Raw genomic sequence first — 17,430 nt, forward strand, 5'->3', positions numbered from 1 at the left:
TTTGTTCGACAAAATTTGCATATGGTTCTTTTTCCCTAACTGATATGTCATAATAAAGAAAAACAAGGGAGAAGAATCAATGAGAGATTACTTTAAAGGTTTTTACCGGCCGACAAAAAGAGAGTTTCAAAAGATGTGGTCTGATGGCTATTTTGTTTTTGATACCAATACCCTAATTAATCCTTTTCGTTTTCAAACGATTGCAAGAGAAGTAATATTAGAGGTATTAACGATTTTGCGCGATCGCTCTCGACTATGGATTCCTCATCAAGTGGGTTTAGAGTATCACCATAATATTAATGAGGAAATTTATATACAGGATAGCGCATATAAAGAACTCGAATCTTCTATCCGGGATTTAGGAACAGACCTTGAAAATGTATATAAACGTATTTCATTAAAACACTCAACTTTAATTTTAAATGACCAGATACAGGGTAAATTTAATGATATCTTAGATGAGTTAATACAAGAAATAAATACACAAAAGGAACAACACCCTAATTATGAAAAATTGAGCATGCAAATTGCGCAAATATTTGAAGGAAATATCGGTGAACCTTATTCTCAAGAACAATTAAATGATATATACAAAGATGGAGAAATCCGTTTTGAGAATTTAGTACCACCAGGATTTAAGGATATTGATAAAGGTGATTCGAAGAGATATTTTGATGGTTTGCATTATACAAAAAAATATGGTGATTTAGTGTTGTGGAAGCAAATTATAGATTTTGCAAAGAGTAAAAAAACAGATATTATTTTTGTTACAGATGATAAAAAAGAGGACTGGTGGTCAATTTCACATGGAAAAACATTGGGACCACATCCGGAACTAATTCAAGAGTTCAGGAGAGAGACTGGCGGGAATAATATATATATATATAAAACAAAACAGTTCTTGGAGAATTGTAAAGAATCTAAAGGTTTTCCTATTGATTCTAAAAGAATTGATGCAGCGATAGAGAGTATTAATCAATATAAGAAAAGTGTAATAGCCAATGAAGAAGCAATACAATTAGAGAGAGAAAAAGAAGAATTAAAGTTGAAGTGGTTATATGAAGATAACAAGCCAAGGCCCTTTCCAATTCGCAGGGATACTAGGAAGTCTAAGTTGAAATTCATACATACTTATGAAATTATTGCTACAGTAACCCCAAGCGAAACTGAAGATTTAAATACTCTAACTAAAAAAATAATAAAGGCTCATTCAGACCTTTATAACTCTATACCTTTATCATTTAAGGTGATTCAAGACTTGAAAGATAATAACTACAATGCTTATATGATACAATTAAGTTCTTTTGAAAAAATAAGTACAGATTTGTTCAAGGAACTAGTAAATAATCAATATATTCGTGTTTTAAGGATGACAGAGATAACTGATGAAGAAGTTAATGATTCATCTTTTGAAGAAACAGAATTAAACACGTGAAAAAGTACAATTTGCTCATTTTTTAAAAGCATCCTGTTGGGTGCTTTTTATATTCTCTGTAAACCGATTCCGGTAAACCTCAGAGAAACTATTGGCGGTTAACAGTCTGAGGACGGGGGGCAGTTTAGAAAGAATATGATTGGAGGGATTACATGAAAACAATTAATTAAGCCTTTGAGGAATTAGGAAAGAATCTAAGGTGTGCGGCTGAAAGGATGCGAACGCCCAAACCGCTATCCATAGAAGCTTTTTATGTTGATAGAGCATGAAAACAATTTATGCGCACTCATCTGAGACGTCATGGTTTATTGCGCTCACGTTCTTCTGCTTGTCGTGTGTAGTCTGTTCAGGTAAATCAGAAAAGGAATAAGCATGGCAAGGCAACGTGACGAATTAGACAAAATATATAATACAGCACGCTGGAAGCGAGTAAGGAAAGTCGTTCTGATAAGGGACGGCTATTTGTGTTGTGAGTGACGTTGTCGTGGATTAATAACGGAGGCAAATACCAACACATTAAGAGATGATCCAAGCGTGGCATTTAATCTTGATAATCATAAAACGATCTGTTTAAAGTGCCACAACAGGAGGCACCCGGAAAGAAGTGGTGGGGAGGAGGAACAAACGATTATACGTAAGTAACACTTATAGCGGAAAATATGGAGGGGTTTTTCTCCATAATAGAGAATTTTTAGGGAAGGATATTAAAGCAGGTAAATCATATTCAACGTCGTAGTATCATAAAAAGACAAAGCTTTTTATGTCCCAACATACTTCGGTAGCCGGCTGGAATGGTTCACTTCCTGATACTTCAACTGGAACATTGGCTCCTGCTCTTGCGAATAAAATAGCAATGCTGTATCCAGAGATAATAAATACTCACAGAAAAAAACAATGCCCTTACCGGCTAAAGCAAATTTCCAGGTTGTACCTGTCGATAAAAGAGAAAAATGGAATCACAGAACGGATCACAACCTTTTAAATCCTTGGTGGAATAAATATTAATAAGTAAGAGGTGGCTCAATGGCGGTTTTTGTTGAAAAAACGATCCAGGGTCTAGAAGAATTAATTGATGAAAAAGGCCGCTTGAAAATTTTAGGGAATGAAGGAGCGCTTTTAGAAACAGAATGTACTTTCTCTAAAGGTGCAACAGATCTGGAGATTGAGAGTTTTGAGAAGAAAATAAAAGTCTCACTTCCTGAAGATTATAAAACCTTTTTAAAATTGCATAACGGAGCCAGAATATTTGATTTGTTGATTTACGGTGAGAATGTAGGTGGGGGTTTGCATATTCTTAATGTAGAAGAGATTGAAAAGTATATGCAAAATGGTTTTTTAAAGCCTCAGTTTATTCCCGTCGCACATCTGTTAGACGGATGTTATTTGTTAATTGACAAAACCAAAATGTCCACAGATCCAAACTATTTATGGTTCCGCGGATTTATTGAGTATGAACCAATGCAACTTAATTTTGAGATATTTTTAGATAGGTATATCATGTCTCAAGGAGCAAATTTTTGGGAGTGGAATATCTATACTGCTGAAAATTATTATAGGACTCACCAGGGTGATGAGGATTAACCTTTCCTACAGTTGGGTTGGTTCATTTTTACTATTAGACTTCGATTTGAACTTTTAAAAATAGGTTTAATTTAGGAGACGAACCGTTTAATTGGTGTATAGAGGATTTATAAAAAGCGCAGATACTCTGCGCTTTTTTATTTAAGTATTTTCCTAATCATTCGCAGCCCGTTTTTGGAAGAAGGATAACGGAAAGCGAAGTCGAAGCGGTTCGTTTGTTTGACGAGGCTTTTTTTGTGCGTAAACGTGTTAAAGCTGTCAAATCCGTGATAGCTGCCGATGCCGCTTTCCCCGACGCCGCCGAATGGCAAATACGGTGTTGCGACGTGCATTAACGTATCATTGATACAGCCTCCGCCAAACGACAGGTTCTCTAAAACAGCGCGCTCAGTTTCTTTGTTTGTGGTGAAGAGATACAGGGCGAGCGGCTTTGGGCGCGATTGGACTTTCTCAATGACTTCATTGATATCGCCGTATGTAAAGAGCGGAAGAATCGGCCCGAAAATCTCCTCCTGCATCACTGGAGAGTCATCCCTCACTTGTTCGAGAATGGTCGGCGCAATTTTATGATGAGCGGGATCAGATTGTCCGCCTGTGAGCGGGACGCCATCATTCAGAAAGCTGAGCAGCCGCTGATAGTGGCGTTCACTGACGATTTTGCCGTACTGCGGATTTTGTTCAGGCTGAGGACCGTAAAATTCGCTGATCGCACGCTTCATTTCTTCTGTGAGCTTCATTTTGATATCTTGGTGGACAAATAAATAATCCGGTGCGATGCAGGTTTGCCCTGCATTTGTAAATTTCCCGAAGACGATGCGTTTGGCGGCAAGCTGTATATCAGCATCCTTATGGACAATGCAGGGACTTTTGCCGCCGAGCTCCAAGGTAACGGGAATTAATTGTTTGGCGGCGGCCTCCATGACGATTTTTCCCACGGCTACGCTTCCTGTGAAGAAAATATAGTCAAAGGGCTGCTGTAATAACACAGTGCTGACGTCGGGCCCACCCTCCGCCATAGCGACATAGTCACTCGGAAAAACGCTGCTGATGAGTTTGGAAAGAACAGCGGAAACCGCCGGCGTATATTCTGACGGTTTGAGAACGACCGTGTTTCCGGCCGCAATGGCTCCAATCAACGGAGAAAGCGCCAGCTGCAAGGGATAGTTCCAAGGCGCAATCACCAAAACGGTTCCATATGGCTCAGGGATAATGATGCTTTTCGAGCCTAGGTGAGTCAGAGGCGTTTTGACTCGTTTCGGTTTGATCCATTTTCCCAGCCGCTTCATCACAAAACTGATTTCCTCCAGTACAATTCCGATTTCTGTCGTGTACGACTCCTGTTCGGATTTGTGGAGATCCTGATAGAGAGCGGCTATGAGATCGGCTTCATGAGTTTTGACGGCTTGTTTCAGCTTCTGCAAAATGTTCAGTCTCGATTCTAGCTGTCTCGTATGCCCCGCCGCAAAATAGGCTTTGTGCTTGCTGACGATAGAGGGGATGCTGTTCATTCAGTCGCTCCTTTTTTGTAAGGTATGATGATTCATTATGTAAAAAATCGCTTCTGCTTGTCAAATGGGTTTTTCTAATGTACATGTAGCTGAAAAGCCAGTTGGTACATAAAAAAAGCCCCGGACAGGGGCTTTTTTTAATAAAGAGAGGGAGCATCTGTCCATTATTCTGACAGCCCAAAAGAAAAACCCCGGACACATTGTCATCACAACATGTCCGGGGTTTAATCCAATGCTCTTTAAAGAGCGTTTTACTTAACGGGAGTAGAACTCAACGATAAGCGCTTCGTTAATTTCCGGAGCAAGCTCAGAGCGCTCTGGAAGACGAGTGAATGTACCTTCAAGCTTTTCAGCGTCGAAAGTAAGGTACTCAGGAACGAAGTTGTTTACTTCTACAGATTCTTTGATGATAGAAAGGTTTCTTGATTTTTCGCGAACACCGATTGTTTGACCAGGTTTTACTTGGTAAGACGGAATGTCAACGCGGCTTCCGTCAACAAGGATGTGACCGTGGTTAACTAATTGGCGTGCTTGACGGCGAGTGCGCGCAAGACCGAGCTTGTACACAACGTTATCAAGACGTGCATCTAAAAGAATCATGAAGTTTTCGCCGTGTTTACCAGTCATTTTTGCAGCTTTGTCAAACAATGTGCGGAATTGACGTTCGTTTACACCGTACATGTGACGAAGTTTTTGCTTTTCTTGCAATTGCAAACCGTATTCTGATAGTTTTTTACGCTGTCCCGGACCGTGGGGGCCTGGTGCGTAAGGGCGTTTTTCTAATTCTTTACCTGTACCGCTAAGAGAGATTCCTAAACGGCGAGACAGTTTCCAAGATGGACCTGTATAGCGAGCCATAATGTGACTCCTCCTTTGGTTTTATTTTGTGGAAAATAAAAACCGTCTGTTCGATCCGACCGTGCACATTTTGTTTTCATGTATCCTCGCTCCAGCAGCAGAGAGTTACACGATACACCTTACAGCTAAGGAACAAAATGCAAACACAGAAGCTGAACAAAAAGGCTGCAATATTTCACACAAAGAACATTATATGATTTTTCTCCGCCGCCGTCAACCATTTCTCCATGAAGAGTGCCGGTTTATGATATAATGTACAAAAATGAGTAGTACATGTTTAGGTGATAAAAATGAAAAAACAAACAATTGATGAAGTGACGGCCTTTCATCAGAAAATGCTTTCTTTTTTCTTAACGAAATCTGAATCCGTCTCATTATCCGACTCGCTGTTATGGCTGGCCTCAGCTCTAGAATCCTGCTTTACATCTCTTTCATTGACCCTTTCACCGGCAGAATCAACACGTTTCACCATAAAAACAGAAGATGAACCGCATTATGCTCCGCTGAAAGAGAGTGACGGCCGTTTTATGATCAGGAATCAGACGTCCGGCAGATCCTTTTATCTGCGCTCGGAAGGCGGGCTGCCGATCCCGGAATCATTGCCTGAGATCGTTACTCAGTTTATTAATCAATCTGTGAGACAAAGCGGGCTGTTTGACAAAACGAAGCATCAGCGGAAAATTCACAGAATGACAGAAATGTTCCATTCGCTTTTGGACCAAAATGAGGTTTTGGAAAAACTGCAGGCAAGTTTGAGTACGGCTTTCCGGTCTTTCCGTTTTTCACTGTTTATCACGCAGGATCAGGATACGGACAGACAGCTTCCCGCAAAAGAATTACATATGGACGGAAAAGATGCCGATCCGTCTGCCCTGAAGGTTTATTTATCGGGGAGACTGCTCAGAAAAGGCAGGTCATCTGCTTATCTGCCGATCAAAGGCCAGCAGGGGACTTACGGGGTTCTGAAGACGGAGGGGCTGCAGGATGCCGTTCTTTCGTGCAGTACTCTCAGTGAAATGCTGCTGCTTGCGGGCGCAGCGGGAAAAGCATTTGAAAATGCGCAGCTCTATGAGCAATCGAAAAAAAGCATTGCGAATCTGGAGCTCATTAATGAAACATCGCGCCAGCTGAATCAGCGCCTCAGACTCACTGATACGATGCGGGAGCTCGCCGCCATTATGACCCAATCGTTTCATGCGGAAGAAGTGGCTTTTTTTCATATTGATCATTTTGAGACGCAAAATCTGCTTCCGGGACATACCGCTTTTTTTAAGACAGAACGTGCGAACCCCTATATCAGCATTGTGAAGGAAAAGCTGTTCGAGGGAGAAAAGGGCGTGTTTATCGGCAGCGGAAAGACTGTATTCGGCGAAAACGGTTTCGGCTCGCTGATGGCGGTGCCGATGATCGAAAATGACACCGTCTTCGGGTTCGCGATTTTATTGAAAAAGGATTTGTATGCTTTTACGTTTGAAATGTATAAGCTTTTTCAAGCGCTCATTCACCATGCGACATTGGCGGTCACGAACTCCATGCTGCGCGACAGGCTTGAGCATCTTGTTCAGACAGACCAGCTGACGGAGCTGTATTCAAGAACCTATTTGGATGAGAAAATTCAATACAGCATGAAAATTCATAAACGGGGTGTATTCATCCTCGTTGATATCGATAATTTCAAAAATATTAATGATACATACGGTCATCAAACGGGAGATTCGATCCTGATTCAGGTGGCCTCCGTTATGAAGAACCATATTCGTGAGCATGATGTCGCTGCGAGGTGGGGGGGCGAGGAGCTGGCTGTCTATCTGCCGAATATCAACGTGTCATCCGGAGAACGCATCGCTAAAAGGCTGGTTCGCGCCATCCGGGAAAATACCGAGCCGCGCGTGACGATTTCCTGCGGCGTTTCCTGCTGGTCAAAGACCGGCCCGATGCCGTTGAAATTGCTCGTTCAGCAAGCGGATGAGGCGCTTTATATCGCCAAACGGAACGGCAAAAACCGGCTGATCATCCATCAAAACAGCACGACGACATAAAAAAGGAGCCGGCCTGCCGGCCGGGCTCCTTTTTTTATCCTAATCGTTTTTCAAGCGTTTCAACAAACTTTGCTAAATAGGTTTCGTCCGTTTCATCAAAACGGTTTTTCACGGGGCTGTCAATGTCCAGCACACCGATCACTTCACCGTTTACGCGGATCGGAAGAACGATTTCTGACTGGGAAGCCGCGTCACAGGCGATATGTCCCGGGAACGCATTCACATCGGCAATCCGCTGCACGTCGCCATTAGAGTAGGCAGTGCCGCATACGCCTCTGCCGAACGGAATGCGCACACAGGCAGGAAGTCCTTGAAACGGTCCGAGCACGAGCTCGCCCTCTTTAGCGAAGTAAAACCCCGCCCAGTTGACTTCATGTAATGAATGGTATAAAAGCGCTGACGCATTCGCGTAATTTGCGATCGCATCCGTTTCATCTTCTGTCATGGCTTCGAGCTGTTTAAGCAGAAGCTGATAACTTTTTTCTTTATCTCCGGATTGTTTTTCGACATGAAACATGGAAAACCCTCACTTTTTCTATAATATCAAACAAAGTTCCGGCCGTTCTGCCGGCATTTGTCGAGAAGTTCTTACAGGAACGGCGCCTTTCTGCTTGAATTGTTACACATAAAGGGGTGAGCCGTATGAAAGTAAGCACCAAAGACAAAATTATTAACGCCGCTGTCCAGCTGTTTAACCAAAAAGGTTATTCCGGCACGTCCGTCCGTGAAATCGCAAAGTCAGCTGATGTAAATGTTGCGCACATCTCCTACTATTTTAAAGGGAAAGGCGGATTAATGGAACATTTAGTTTCCGAGTTTTACGAAGGCTATACTGAAGCGCTGGAAAAAGCCGCCGTCAGTATGAAGGGTGAAGACGCGCAGGAACGCATCCTGCGGGTGATTTTCGATATTTTATCCTATCAGCACGATAACCGTCAATTAACGCGGTTTGTATACCGGGAAGTGACGATTGATTCCGTGCTGATCAGGGAAATTATGTCTACTTACTTAATGAAAGAAAAATATATTTTCCAGCTGGTGATTGAAGAAGGGCAGTCACGCCATAGACGGCTGACGCTGCCCGTGCCGCATTTTATTCTGCAATTGAAATCCCTCTTGATGATGCCGTATCTCCAGCCTCAATATATTACGGAGGTGCTCTATATGCAGCCTCATGAGCCGTACTTTTATAAAAGGTATTTTGAAGAGGTGAAGATCTGGATCGAAAGCGTGTTCCGGCGGCCTGATGCGGCGCTTATGAAGTAATGATGTTTTTGTACGTTTCGTAGGAACTGCCGACATCTTCCGCTTGATGGGCGTCCGACCCGAATATGAGCGGGATTTTTTTTTGCTTCGCCGTCTTAGCCATCCAATCCTCCATGTATACTTCCCCGGCAAACTTCTTTCTGAGCCCGGATGTATTCACATCCAGCTCCATTCCGTGTTCTTTCACGGCGTCAAGACAGCGGGCCGCAAGCTCTCTTATTTGAGGTGACATGCTATAGGGGAAAAGGCGCGCGAATTTTTTGACGAGCGTGATATGGCCGACCCGTTTTGGCTTAAAGGGGCCGAGCGGTGTTACAATGGAAGAATACACGGTTTCATAGTATTGTTCATATACGGCTTCAACGCTTCCGAAGCGGTCGGCAAGCTGCTGAAAGGCGTGCTCGTCAAAATCGAGGCATATATAAGACGGACCGGTTTTCAAAAAATGAACGGATAAGATGCCGTCATCCAGTGAGGGGCCGTATGTGTTCAGAAACGCCGCGGTTTCCTCTTCATACCCTGTGATAAAATCGGTTTCAAGTCCAGTCAGAATGCTGATTTGTCCATCGTATTCCTTTTTCAGCTGTGACAGCCGCTCCAAATAAACCTCCATCTGTCTGAGATCCATCGCGCTGTCCTGAAGCGGTACGGGATCTTGAAATGACGGAGGAAGGGGGGCGTGCTCTGTAAATGTGATCGAGTCAAAGCCTCTTTCCAGGGCCTTTTCGACATATTGTTTCAGCGCATCCTTCGAGCCGTGAGGGCAAAAAGGGGTGTGGATATGAGCGTCTCGTTTTTCCATTTGTGTCACTCCATTAAAAAATTGCAGAATCCTGCCGAAATTATGCAAAAAGTTTTTGATTTCTGGTCAAAAAATGTTGGTTACATGGTATCATAATAACAATGAAAACGACAGATTTTCTCAATACATATATTGAAATCTTTCTGAATACATAAAACACCCTGACAGATTAAGAGAACAACAAGGGGGCTCATTATGGAGTTAGTCATCGGATTATTGGTTATACTGCTCGCGCTCTTTGCGGCGGGCTACTTTTTCAGGAAAAAAATTTATACGGAAATTGACCGGCTGGAGTCATGGAAGATTGAAATTTTAAACCGTTCGATAGTGGAAGAAATGTCCAAGATCAAACATCTGAAAATGACCGGAGAGACGGAAGAGTTCTTTGAAAGATGGCGCGAAGAGTGGGATGAAATTGTCACAGCCCATCTGCCGAAAGTAGAAGAGCTCCTTTATGATGCCGAAGAGAACGCCGACAAATACCGGTTTAAAAAAGCGAATCAGGTGCTTGTCCACATCGACGACCTCCTCACTGCAGCCGAATCAAATATAGAAGGCATACTGCGTGAGATCAGCGACCTTGTGACGAGCGAGGAAAAAAGCCGCGGAGAGATTGAACAGGTGCGTGAGCGGTATTCAAAAGCGCGGAAAAACCTTCTGGCGTACAGCCATCTCTACGGAGAGCTTTACAACAGCCTGGAGACGGATCTCGACGAAATCTGGAGCGGCATAAAAGAGTTCGAAGAAGAGACGGAAAGCGGCAATTACATCAAAGCGAGAAAAGTGCTGCTTGAACAGGACCGCAGACTGGATCAGCTTCAGACATACATAGATGACGTTCCGAAACTGCTTGCGGACTGTAAACAGACCGTGCCGAACCAAATTGCCAAGCTGAAAGACGGCTACCGGGAAATGACGGAAAAAGGCTACAAATTGGAGCATATTCAAATCGAAAAAGAGCTGGATACACTCTCAAATCAATTGAAACGGGCCGAAAACGCGCTTTTGGAAGAATTAGATGTCGACGAAGCGTCCGCCATCCTTCAGCTGATTGATGAAACCATTCAATCGATGTATGAACAGCTGGAAGGAGAAGTGGAAGCCGGACAGTCCGTATTAAGCAAAATGCCTGAGCTGATCATCGCGTATGAGAAGCTTGAGGAAGAAAAAGACCGCACAAAAACCGAAACGGAGCTCGTCAAGGAAAGCTATCAGCTGACCGCGGGAGAAATCAGCAGGCAGCATGCCTTCGAAAAACAGCTGGAAACGATCGGCCGGCTCCTTGAGCAGGCGAGAGAAAAGCTTGACGGTGAGCATGTCGCTTACTCGCTGCTGATTGAAGAAGTCGAGGCCATCGAAAAGCAGATGGAAGAGGCTCAGAAAGAACATGCCGAATACCGTGAAAATCTGCAGGCGCTCAGAAAAGAAGAACTGCAGGCGCGGGAAACGCTGATGAATCTTCGGAAAACCATTTCTGACACGGCCCGAATGCTGCAAAAAAGCAATGTGCCGGGAATTCCTGAACAAGTCAAGGACAAGCTCGAGACGGCAAATCATCATATAGAAGAAACCGTCAGCCAATTGGAAGAGCTGCCGCTGAACATGGAGGAAGCCGCCAAACATCTGGCCGAAGCCGAAAAGGTGGTTGAGGAAGTCAGCGAAGAGGCGGAAGATCTTGTGATTCAGGTGAAGCTGATTGAGCGGATCATCCAGTACGGCAACCGCTTCCGAAGCCAGAATCATATTTTATCCGAACAGCTGAAAGAAGCGGAACGGCTGTTTTACGCTTACAGCTATAATGAAGCTTATGAGATGGCGGCAGATGCTGTTGAAAAAGCAGCTCCCGGCGCCGTGAAAAAAATTAAAGCTGATCAATCTGCTTCATAGACGCACAAGCAAAAACTGCACCCTGATGGAAATCAGAGGTGCAGTTTTTTAGTTTCTCACGGAATATAAAAAGCCTGCGGCTGATATACATCAAACCGCAGGCGCTGAATGTTACGATTTTGCTTTATTTAATTCGATGGGCGGGCTGGTAAAAAATGTGATGATGCAGCCGATGATCGCTCCGGCAATGCCCGGAAGCACCCAGCCGATTCCCATGCTGTAAAGCGGAAGATTTGCGTTTAAGAATGAATCTAATGATCCGAGCGGAATGCCGGCTGCCTTCAAACCGTCCAGGATACTGAACAGCCCCGTTCCGATCAGGCAGGCGATATAGACTTCGCGTCTTTCCTTGAACATTTTATCAATAAAGGAAAGGACGATAATGACAATCGCCAGCGGGTAAATGGCTGATAAAATAGGAACTGAAAATGCAATAATTTCAGCAAGTCCGAAATTTGAAATCGCCAGGCTGAAGAGCGTGACAATCGTCACCACCATTTTGTATGATAAAGCGGGAATCAATTTTGAAAAATATTCGCCGCAAGATGTGACAAGCCCGATGCTTGTCGTTAAACACGCAACGGTGATGGCGGCGCCGAGAACGATGTTTCCCAGTGAACCGAACAGGTAATCAGATGAAGCTGATAAAATCTTTGCGCCTTCGCCGAGCGGCCCCACAGCATCCGTGCTTGTCGCTCCCAAATAGGCCAAAGATAAATAAATGAATGTCAAACCTGCCGCTGCAATCAGACCCGCTTTAATACAAGCGGCGGCGAGCGCTTTACGCTGGGTGACGCCCCTGCTTTTAACAGCGTTGACGACAACGACGCCGAAGACGATTGAGGCGAGCGCATCCATTGTTTTATAGCCTTCCAAAAATCCTTTGAACACCGGCGTTCCGGAATATGCCTGATGTACGGCGCCCAGTCCGCCCATCGGAGTGACAATGGCTTTTACGACGATGATTAAAATAATACCGAATTTAATAGGAGTCAAAATCTTTCCGACTCTGTCCACGATTTTGGACGGGTTAAGAGCTAAATAATACGTAATAGAAAAAAAGATCAACGTGAAAACAAATAAAGATAATCTTTCCGGAATGCCGCTTAAAAACGGAACTGCACCGATTTCATATGAAACGGTTCCGGTTCTCGGAATCGCGAAAAGCGGCCCGATTGATAAATAAAGCACAACGGTGAAAATAGTCCCGAATACCGGATGAGCTTTATCGGCAAGCCCTTTCGCGTCTTTGCCCGTTAATGCGATGGCGATAATACCCAAAAGCGGCAGACCAACGCCGGTCAGTAAGAAACCGCCCATCGCTTTCCAGACATTATGCCCCGCCGCTTGCCCGAGCTCCGGCGGATATATCATATTTCCTGCCCCGAAAAAAAGTGCGAAAAGCATGAAACCGATAATAACGGTATCTTTGACAGGTAGTGAGTGTTTCATAAAAATCCTCCTAAATACTATGTTGAAATATTCTGTCAATTAATTGTCAGATAATATAACAAAACGAACATTACTTATTATATGGCAATGTACAGAGAAGTCAATACTCGATTTATTGCGAATTTATATTTACTTTTGTTATGGTAGCATAAATATCATACGATGTACCGTTTTCATTAAAGGAGTAAAAAAAATGATATATTTAGACAACAGCTCAACGACCGAGCCGTATGAAGAGGTTTTGGAAGTGTATAAACAGACGAGCAGCCGTTATTTCGGCAATCCTTCGTCTCTGCACCGGTTAGGAACTGAGACGGAACAGCTCCTTGAAGCGGCCGCTCAGCAAATAAAAAAAACCTTGCGTTTAAAAAATTATGATATTGTATTTACATCAGGCGCGACTGAAGCGAATAACGCGGCGTTAAAGGGAGCGGCCTGGGCAAACATGAGTAAAGGAAGGCATATCATTGCTTCGGCGATTGAGCATCCTTCTGTGACGGAGACGCTTGATCAGCTGACAGAGCTGTTCGGCTTTGAAGTCACATATCTTCCGGCCGATCAAAACGGCTTCGTTTCTTTGAAAGACGTCAAATCGGCTATCAGGCCGGATACGATAATCGTCAGCGTCATGCATGTCAATAACGAAGTCGGCTCCATTCAGCCCGTAAAGGAAATCGGCGGGTTTTTGAAGCAGCACCGGAATATTCTGTTTCATGTTGATCATGTGCAGGGCATTCATAAAGTTCCGCTGTCTATAGAAGAAGCGGGCATTGACCTTTGCACCGTTTCAGGGCATAAGTTTCACGGCTTAAAAGGGACAGGAGCGCTTATCGTCAAAAAAGGAACGCGGCTCATTCCGCTTATCACAGGCGGCTCGCAGCAAAAAGGCGTCCGCGCCGGAACGGAACACACGGCAGGCGCCGTTTCCCTTGCGAAAGCGATCAATCTTTCCGCGCGTGACATGAACGAGCGGCTTTCTTCCGTGGAGGCTGCCAAGAATGCGCTCATGGAAAGGCTGAGCGGGACGGACGGGGTCGTTATCAACACCCCCGCTGAAAACAGCGCGCCGCATATCATTAATTTTTCCGTTCCGGGCGTGAAGGCGGAAGTGCTGCTGCACATGCTTGAGGAAAAAGGAATATATGTTTCCACAACCGCGGCATGTTCGGCAAGAGAGCACAAACCGAGCCGTGTTCTTCTGCAAATGAATAAAGGCGAACAGATTGCATCAAGCAGCATAAGAGTCAGCCTGAACTTCAGCCATACGGCTGACATCACGGAGCCGTTTATGGCCGCGCTGGCGCCGGCTGTTCAAAAACTAAAAAAAATGATGAGGTAGCATATGAATTACGATCATATTTTAATCCGTTTTGGTGAAATATCCACAAAAGGAAAAAACAGACGCAGTTTTATTGAAAGATTAAAACAGAATATCCGCCTGGTATTAAAGGATTATAAAAAAGTAAAATACTTTTCAAACCGGGACCGGATGTCAATTACACTTAATGGAGAAAACCCGGAGGAAATTTGTTCCTTATTAAAGAATATATTCGGCATTCAAAGCTTTAGTCTCGCAATTAAATGCGAAAGCAAGCTGGAAGACATTAAAAAAACGGCTTTAGCCGCGATAGAAGGCGAATATAAACCGGGGAATACGTTTAAGGTCGAGACCAAACGGGCTTACAAACAGTTTGAATTAGATACGAATGCGATGAACGCTGAAATCGGCGGCCATATTTTGAAAAACACGGATGGATTAACCGTCGATGTGAGAAATCCCGATATTCCGCTTCGGATTGAAATCAGGGAGGAAGCGACATTCCTGACCATTCGTAACGAAAAAGGCGCCGGAGGCCTTCCTGTCGGTTCCGCGGGTAAAGCGATGCTGATGCTTTCCGGCGGTTTTGACAGTCCGGTCGCCGGTTTTTACGCGATGAAACGGGGATTATCAGTTGAAGCCGTACATTTCTTCAGTCCGCCGTATACGAGTGAACGGGCAAAGCAGAAAGTCATGGATCTCGCGGGATGCCTCGCGAAGTTCGGCGGCAGTATGACACTTCATATCGTGCCGTTTACAAAGACGCAGGAACTCATCCAAAAACAAATCCCGGAGAACTATACGATGACGGCGACGCGGCGTCTTATGCTGCAAATCGCGGACAGAATCAGAGAAGAACGGAAAGCGCTCGCGATCATTACGGGAGAAAGCCTCGGGCAGGTAGCGAGCCAGACGCTTGAAAGCATGTATGCGATCAATGCGGTGACGGCAACGCCGATTTTGCGCCCTTTAATCGGAATGGACAAAACAGAAATCATCGAAAAATCAAAAGAAATCGGCACTTATGAAACAAGCATTCAGCCGTTTGAGGACTGCTGCACCATCTTTACGCCGCCAAGTCCGAAAACACGCCCGAAAAAAGAAAAAATCGAGCACTTCGAAAGCTTCGTTGATTTTGAACCGCTGATTGCAGAGGCCGCTGCCGGCATCGAAACCATCACTGTTTACTCAGAGCAGGAAGCTCACGATAAGTTTGCCGGCCTGTTTTAAAACTGTATACAATTACCAAAGTTTTTTTGAATGAAGACATGTGTTTTATCACATTCTATACTCACAAGGAGGTGATACACATGTCACAACAATCAAACAGCGGAAACAGCAACCAGCTTTTAGTGCCAGGCGCTGCTCAAGCTATCGACCAAATGAAGTATGAAATCGCTTCTGAATTCGGTGTAAACCTTGGACCGGAAACAACTTCTCGCGCCAACGGTTCTGTCGGTGGAGAAATCACAAAACGTCTTGTCTCTTTTGCTCAGCAAAGCATGGGCGGAAGCAGCCAGCAGCAGTTTTAATCACAACTTCACATAATGGCTAAGAGAGCGGGGAATTCCCCGCTCTTTTTTCATGAGTATAGATAGAAGGCGGGAAGCAATTTATGCATATTTTTATTGTAATGGCCTATGTTTATGTATAATGGGGAAAGAAAGTGAGGAGTTGTTCGTGTTAAAACGAGAAGATTTAATCGCCCCAAAGAACTATAACCTTGTAAATGAAATCGAAAAGTTCAGCCGTTCCAAAGAGAAGAACGCGCTTATTTGGGAAGATCAAACAGGCGGCAAGAAAGTCTGGACGTATGAAAAATTGATGGAAGAAACGAATAAAATCGGAGCCCGCCTGAAAGGTCTCGGATTTGAAAAAGGCGATAAGCTGATTGTCATGGTTCCGAGAGTGCTTGAAGCGTATGCCGTTTATTTAGCGATCTTAAAAGCGGGGATGGTCGTCATTCCTTGCTCGGAAATGCTGCGCGCCAAAGACCTTGAATACCGGATCAAACACGCCGAAGTGAAAGGCGCTATCGTTTATCCTTCATTTATAAACGCGTTTGACGAGGTGAATACCGAACAGCTGGTGACATTGTCAATCGGTGAAAATGATGCCGGCTGGAAAAACCTCCTAACGATTGAAGCGGATGGAGACAGTTTTCAAACAGCTGATACAACAAGAGAAGACATGGCGTTTTTGTCCTATACTTCAGGCACGACCGGCCAGCCTAAAGGCGTTGTACATACACACGGCTGGGCCTTTGCCCATTTAAAAACATCAGCCGGTGCATGGCTGGATATTTCTGAAGACGATACAGTGTGGGCCACCGCGGCGCCCGGCTGGCAGAAATGGGTGTGGAGCCCGCTGCTCGCAATTCTGGGAAGCGGCGCGACAGGAGTCATTTATCACGGCAGATTCAGCGCCAAGACGTATTTAGAGCTGCTGGAGCGCCATCAAGTAAATGTCTTCTGCTGTACCCCGACGGAATACCGCCTGATGGCAAAAGTGGAGGAGTTAGACAAATATGACCTTTCTGGCCTTCACAGCGCAGTTTCTGCGGGTGAGCCATTAAACCGGGAAGTCATTGACGTATTCCGGAAGCATTTCGGCATTAAAGTGAGAGACGGATACGGCCAAACGGAGAGCACCCTGTTAGTCGGCGTCCTGAAGGATATGGATATTAAGCCGGGAAGCATGGGCAAACCGACCCCTGGAAATCAAGTGGAGATTATAAACGATAAAGGCGAAATATGCGAAATTGGCGAAACGGGCGATATCGCCGTGCATTTGAGCACACCGGCCTTATTCAAGGAATATTATAAAGATCCCGAAAGAACGAAAAAGCAGATTCGCGGAGATTACTTTCTTACAGGAGACCGCGCGAAAAAAGACGAGGACGGCTACTTTTGGTTTGAGAGCCGCAATGATGACATCATCGTCAGCTCCGGATATACAATCGGGCCTTTTGAAGTAGAGGACGCGCTTGTGAAGCATCCGGAAGTGAAAGAATGTGCCGTCGTGGCGAGCCCGGATGAAATCAGAGGTTCAATCGTAAAAGCCTATGTCGTTTTACAAGACGATGAAAAGCGCAGTGACGAACTTGTCAAAGAACTGCAAAACCACGTAAAAACGATTACGGCGCCTTACAAATATCCGAGAGAAATTGAGTTTGTCGAAAGCCTGCCGAAAACGGCGTCCGCAAAAATCAGACGTGTGGAGCTGAGACAGCGTGAAGAACGGCTGAAGGCTGATAAAAAAGCATAATACAGGATAAAGGGTGA

14 protein-coding genes are annotated in these 17,430 nt (G+C 44.5%); 9 read left to right on the forward strand and 5 right to left on the reverse strand.

The window, feature by feature from the left end:
* Nucleotides 1–79: 79 nt before the first annotated feature.
* Nucleotides 80–1,435 carry a PIN-like domain-containing protein gene (locus BZ167_RS15590; protein WP_077392135.1) on the forward strand — a complete coding sequence of 452 codons (1,356 nt, stop codon included), beginning with the start codon at nucleotides 80–82 and terminating at the stop codon, nucleotides 1,433–1,435.
* A 1,023-nt stretch (nucleotides 1,436–2,458) separates the two neighbouring features.
* A complete protein-coding gene (locus BZ167_RS15605; RefSeq protein ID WP_060674825.1) occupies nucleotides 2,459–3,016 on the forward strand; it encodes an SMI1/KNR4 family protein in 558 nt (185 codons plus the stop codon).
* A 137-nt stretch (nucleotides 3,017–3,153) separates the two neighbouring features.
* On the opposite strand, the gene BZ167_RS15610 is transcribed toward BZ167_RS15605, so the two are convergent.
* Both BZ167_RS15610 and rpsD read right to left on the reverse strand, forming a co-directional pair.
* Nucleotides 3,154–4,524 (reverse strand): aldehyde dehydrogenase, encoded by a 1,371-nt coding sequence (locus BZ167_RS15610; protein WP_061860787.1) that lies wholly within the window; start codon nucleotides 4,522–4,524, stop codon nucleotides 3,154–3,156.
* A gap of 255 nt (nucleotides 4,525–4,779) precedes the next feature.
* Nucleotides 4,780–5,382: a 30S ribosomal protein S4 gene (gene rpsD / locus BZ167_RS15615; RefSeq protein WP_003152406.1), complete on the reverse strand. Its 603-nt coding sequence runs from the start codon at nucleotides 5,380–5,382 to the stop codon at nucleotides 4,780–4,782.
* A gap of 290 nt (nucleotides 5,383–5,672) precedes the next feature.
* Here rpsD and BZ167_RS15625 point away from each other — a divergent pair, with 290 nt between their 5' ends.
* Nucleotides 5,673–7,421 carry a sensor domain-containing diguanylate cyclase gene (locus BZ167_RS15625; protein ID WP_031379135.1) on the forward strand — a complete coding sequence of 583 codons (1,749 nt, stop codon included), beginning with the start codon at nucleotides 5,673–5,675 and terminating at the stop codon, nucleotides 7,419–7,421.
* Nucleotides 7,422–7,455: 34 nt separating this feature from the next.
* On the opposite strand, the gene BZ167_RS15630 is transcribed toward BZ167_RS15625, so the two are convergent.
* Nucleotides 7,456–7,938: a GAF domain-containing protein gene (locus tag BZ167_RS15630; protein ID WP_007408037.1), complete on the reverse strand. Its 483-nt coding sequence runs from the start codon at nucleotides 7,936–7,938 to the stop codon at nucleotides 7,456–7,458.
* A 125-nt stretch (nucleotides 7,939–8,063) separates the two neighbouring features.
* Here BZ167_RS15630 and refZ point away from each other — a divergent pair, with 125 nt between their 5' ends.
* Entirely contained in the window at nucleotides 8,064–8,687 is a 624-nt protein-coding gene (gene refZ, locus BZ167_RS15635; protein WP_032866509.1) for a forespore capture DNA-binding protein RefZ, read from the forward strand.
* Here refZ and hisJ read toward each other — a convergent pair.
* The gene (hisJ, locus tag BZ167_RS15640; protein ID WP_047936030.1) at nucleotides 8,677–9,489 is read right to left on the reverse strand and encodes a histidinol-phosphatase HisJ; all 813 of its coding nucleotides are present in this window, start codon (nucleotides 9,487–9,489) and stop codon (nucleotides 8,677–8,679) included. The two genes, refZ and hisJ, sit on opposite strands and share 11 nt — an antisense overlap.
* A gap of 195 nt (nucleotides 9,490–9,684) precedes the next feature.
* On the opposite strand from hisJ, the gene ezrA reads away from it, so the two are divergent.
* On the forward strand, nucleotides 9,685–11,376 hold the full coding sequence (gene ezrA / locus BZ167_RS15645) for a septation ring formation regulator EzrA (RefSeq protein WP_061046561.1): 1,692 nt from the start codon (nucleotides 9,685–9,687) through the stop codon (nucleotides 11,374–11,376).
* Nucleotides 11,377–11,487: 111 nt separating this feature from the next.
* On the opposite strand, the gene brnQ is transcribed toward ezrA, so the two are convergent.
* The gene (gene brnQ, locus BZ167_RS15650; protein ID WP_007408040.1) at nucleotides 11,488–12,828 is read right to left on the reverse strand and encodes a branched-chain amino acid transport system II carrier protein; all 1,341 of its coding nucleotides are present in this window, start codon (nucleotides 12,826–12,828) and stop codon (nucleotides 11,488–11,490) included.
* A gap of 193 nt (nucleotides 12,829–13,021) precedes the next feature.
* Here brnQ and BZ167_RS15655 point away from each other — a divergent pair, with 193 nt between their 5' ends.
* From BZ167_RS15655 to mbcS, 4 genes are all read left to right on the forward strand, one after another.
* Complete coding sequence (locus tag BZ167_RS15655; protein WP_061046562.1) at nucleotides 13,022–14,167, forward strand: cysteine desulfurase family protein; 1,146 nt, start codon at nucleotides 13,022–13,024, stop codon at nucleotides 14,165–14,167.
* 3 nt (nucleotides 14,168–14,170) lie between these two features.
* Nucleotides 14,171–15,376, forward strand: coding sequence for a tRNA uracil 4-sulfurtransferase ThiI (gene thiI / locus BZ167_RS15660; RefSeq protein ID WP_032871699.1), 1,206 nt, complete (start codon nucleotides 14,171–14,173; stop codon nucleotides 15,374–15,376).
* 80 nt (nucleotides 15,377–15,456) lie between these two features.
* Entirely contained in the window at nucleotides 15,457–15,678 is a 222-nt protein-coding gene (locus BZ167_RS15665; RefSeq protein WP_007408043.1) for an alpha/beta-type small acid-soluble spore protein, read from the forward strand.
* A gap of 148 nt (nucleotides 15,679–15,826) precedes the next feature.
* The gene (gene mbcS / locus BZ167_RS15670; protein WP_077392136.1) at nucleotides 15,827–17,413 is read left to right on the forward strand and encodes an acyl-CoA synthetase MbcS; all 1,587 of its coding nucleotides are present in this window, start codon (nucleotides 15,827–15,829) and stop codon (nucleotides 17,411–17,413) included.
* Nucleotides 17,414–17,430: the final 17 nt, after the last annotated feature.

It is taken from the genome of Bacillus sp. 275, from assembly GCF_001999205.1.
Taxonomy (GTDB): domain Bacteria; phylum Bacillota; class Bacilli; order Bacillales; family Bacillaceae; genus Bacillus; species Bacillus velezensis.

Excerpts from the sequence above, each read along its gene's own strand:
- BZ167_RS15590 (WP_077392135.1), top strand. The coding sequence starts at position 80 with ATGAGAGATTACTTTAAAGGTTTTTACCGGCCGACAAAAAGAGAGTTT.
- BZ167_RS15605 (WP_060674825.1), top strand. The coding sequence starts at position 2,459 with ATGGCGGTTTTTGTTGAAAAAACGATCCAGGGTCTAGAAGAATTAATT.
- BZ167_RS15610 (WP_061860787.1), bottom strand. The coding sequence starts at position 4,524 with ATGAACAGCATCCCCTCTATCGTCAGCAAGCACAAAGCCTATTTTGCG.
- rpsD (WP_003152406.1), bottom strand. The coding sequence starts at position 5,382 with ATGGCTCGCTATACAGGTCCATCTTGGAAACTGTCTCGCCGTTTAGGA.
- BZ167_RS15625 (WP_031379135.1), top strand. The coding sequence starts at position 5,673 with ATGAAAAAACAAACAATTGATGAAGTGACGGCCTTTCATCAGAAAATG.
- BZ167_RS15630 (WP_007408037.1), bottom strand. The coding sequence starts at position 7,938 with ATGTTTCATGTCGAAAAACAATCCGGAGATAAAGAAAAAAGTTATCAG.
- refZ (WP_032866509.1), top strand. The coding sequence starts at position 8,064 with ATGAAAGTAAGCACCAAAGACAAAATTATTAACGCCGCTGTCCAGCTG.
- hisJ (WP_047936030.1), bottom strand. The coding sequence starts at position 9,489 with ATGGAAAAACGAGACGCTCATATCCACACCCCTTTTTGCCCTCACGGC.
- ezrA (WP_061046561.1), top strand. The coding sequence starts at position 9,685 with ATGGAGTTAGTCATCGGATTATTGGTTATACTGCTCGCGCTCTTTGCG.
- brnQ (WP_007408040.1), bottom strand. The coding sequence starts at position 12,828 with ATGAAACACTCACTACCTGTCAAAGATACCGTTATTATCGGTTTCATG.
- BZ167_RS15655 (WP_061046562.1), top strand. The coding sequence starts at position 13,022 with ATGATATATTTAGACAACAGCTCAACGACCGAGCCGTATGAAGAGGTT.
- thiI (WP_032871699.1), top strand. The coding sequence starts at position 14,171 with ATGAATTACGATCATATTTTAATCCGTTTTGGTGAAATATCCACAAAA.
- BZ167_RS15665 (WP_007408043.1), top strand. The coding sequence starts at position 15,457 with ATGTCACAACAATCAAACAGCGGAAACAGCAACCAGCTTTTAGTGCCA.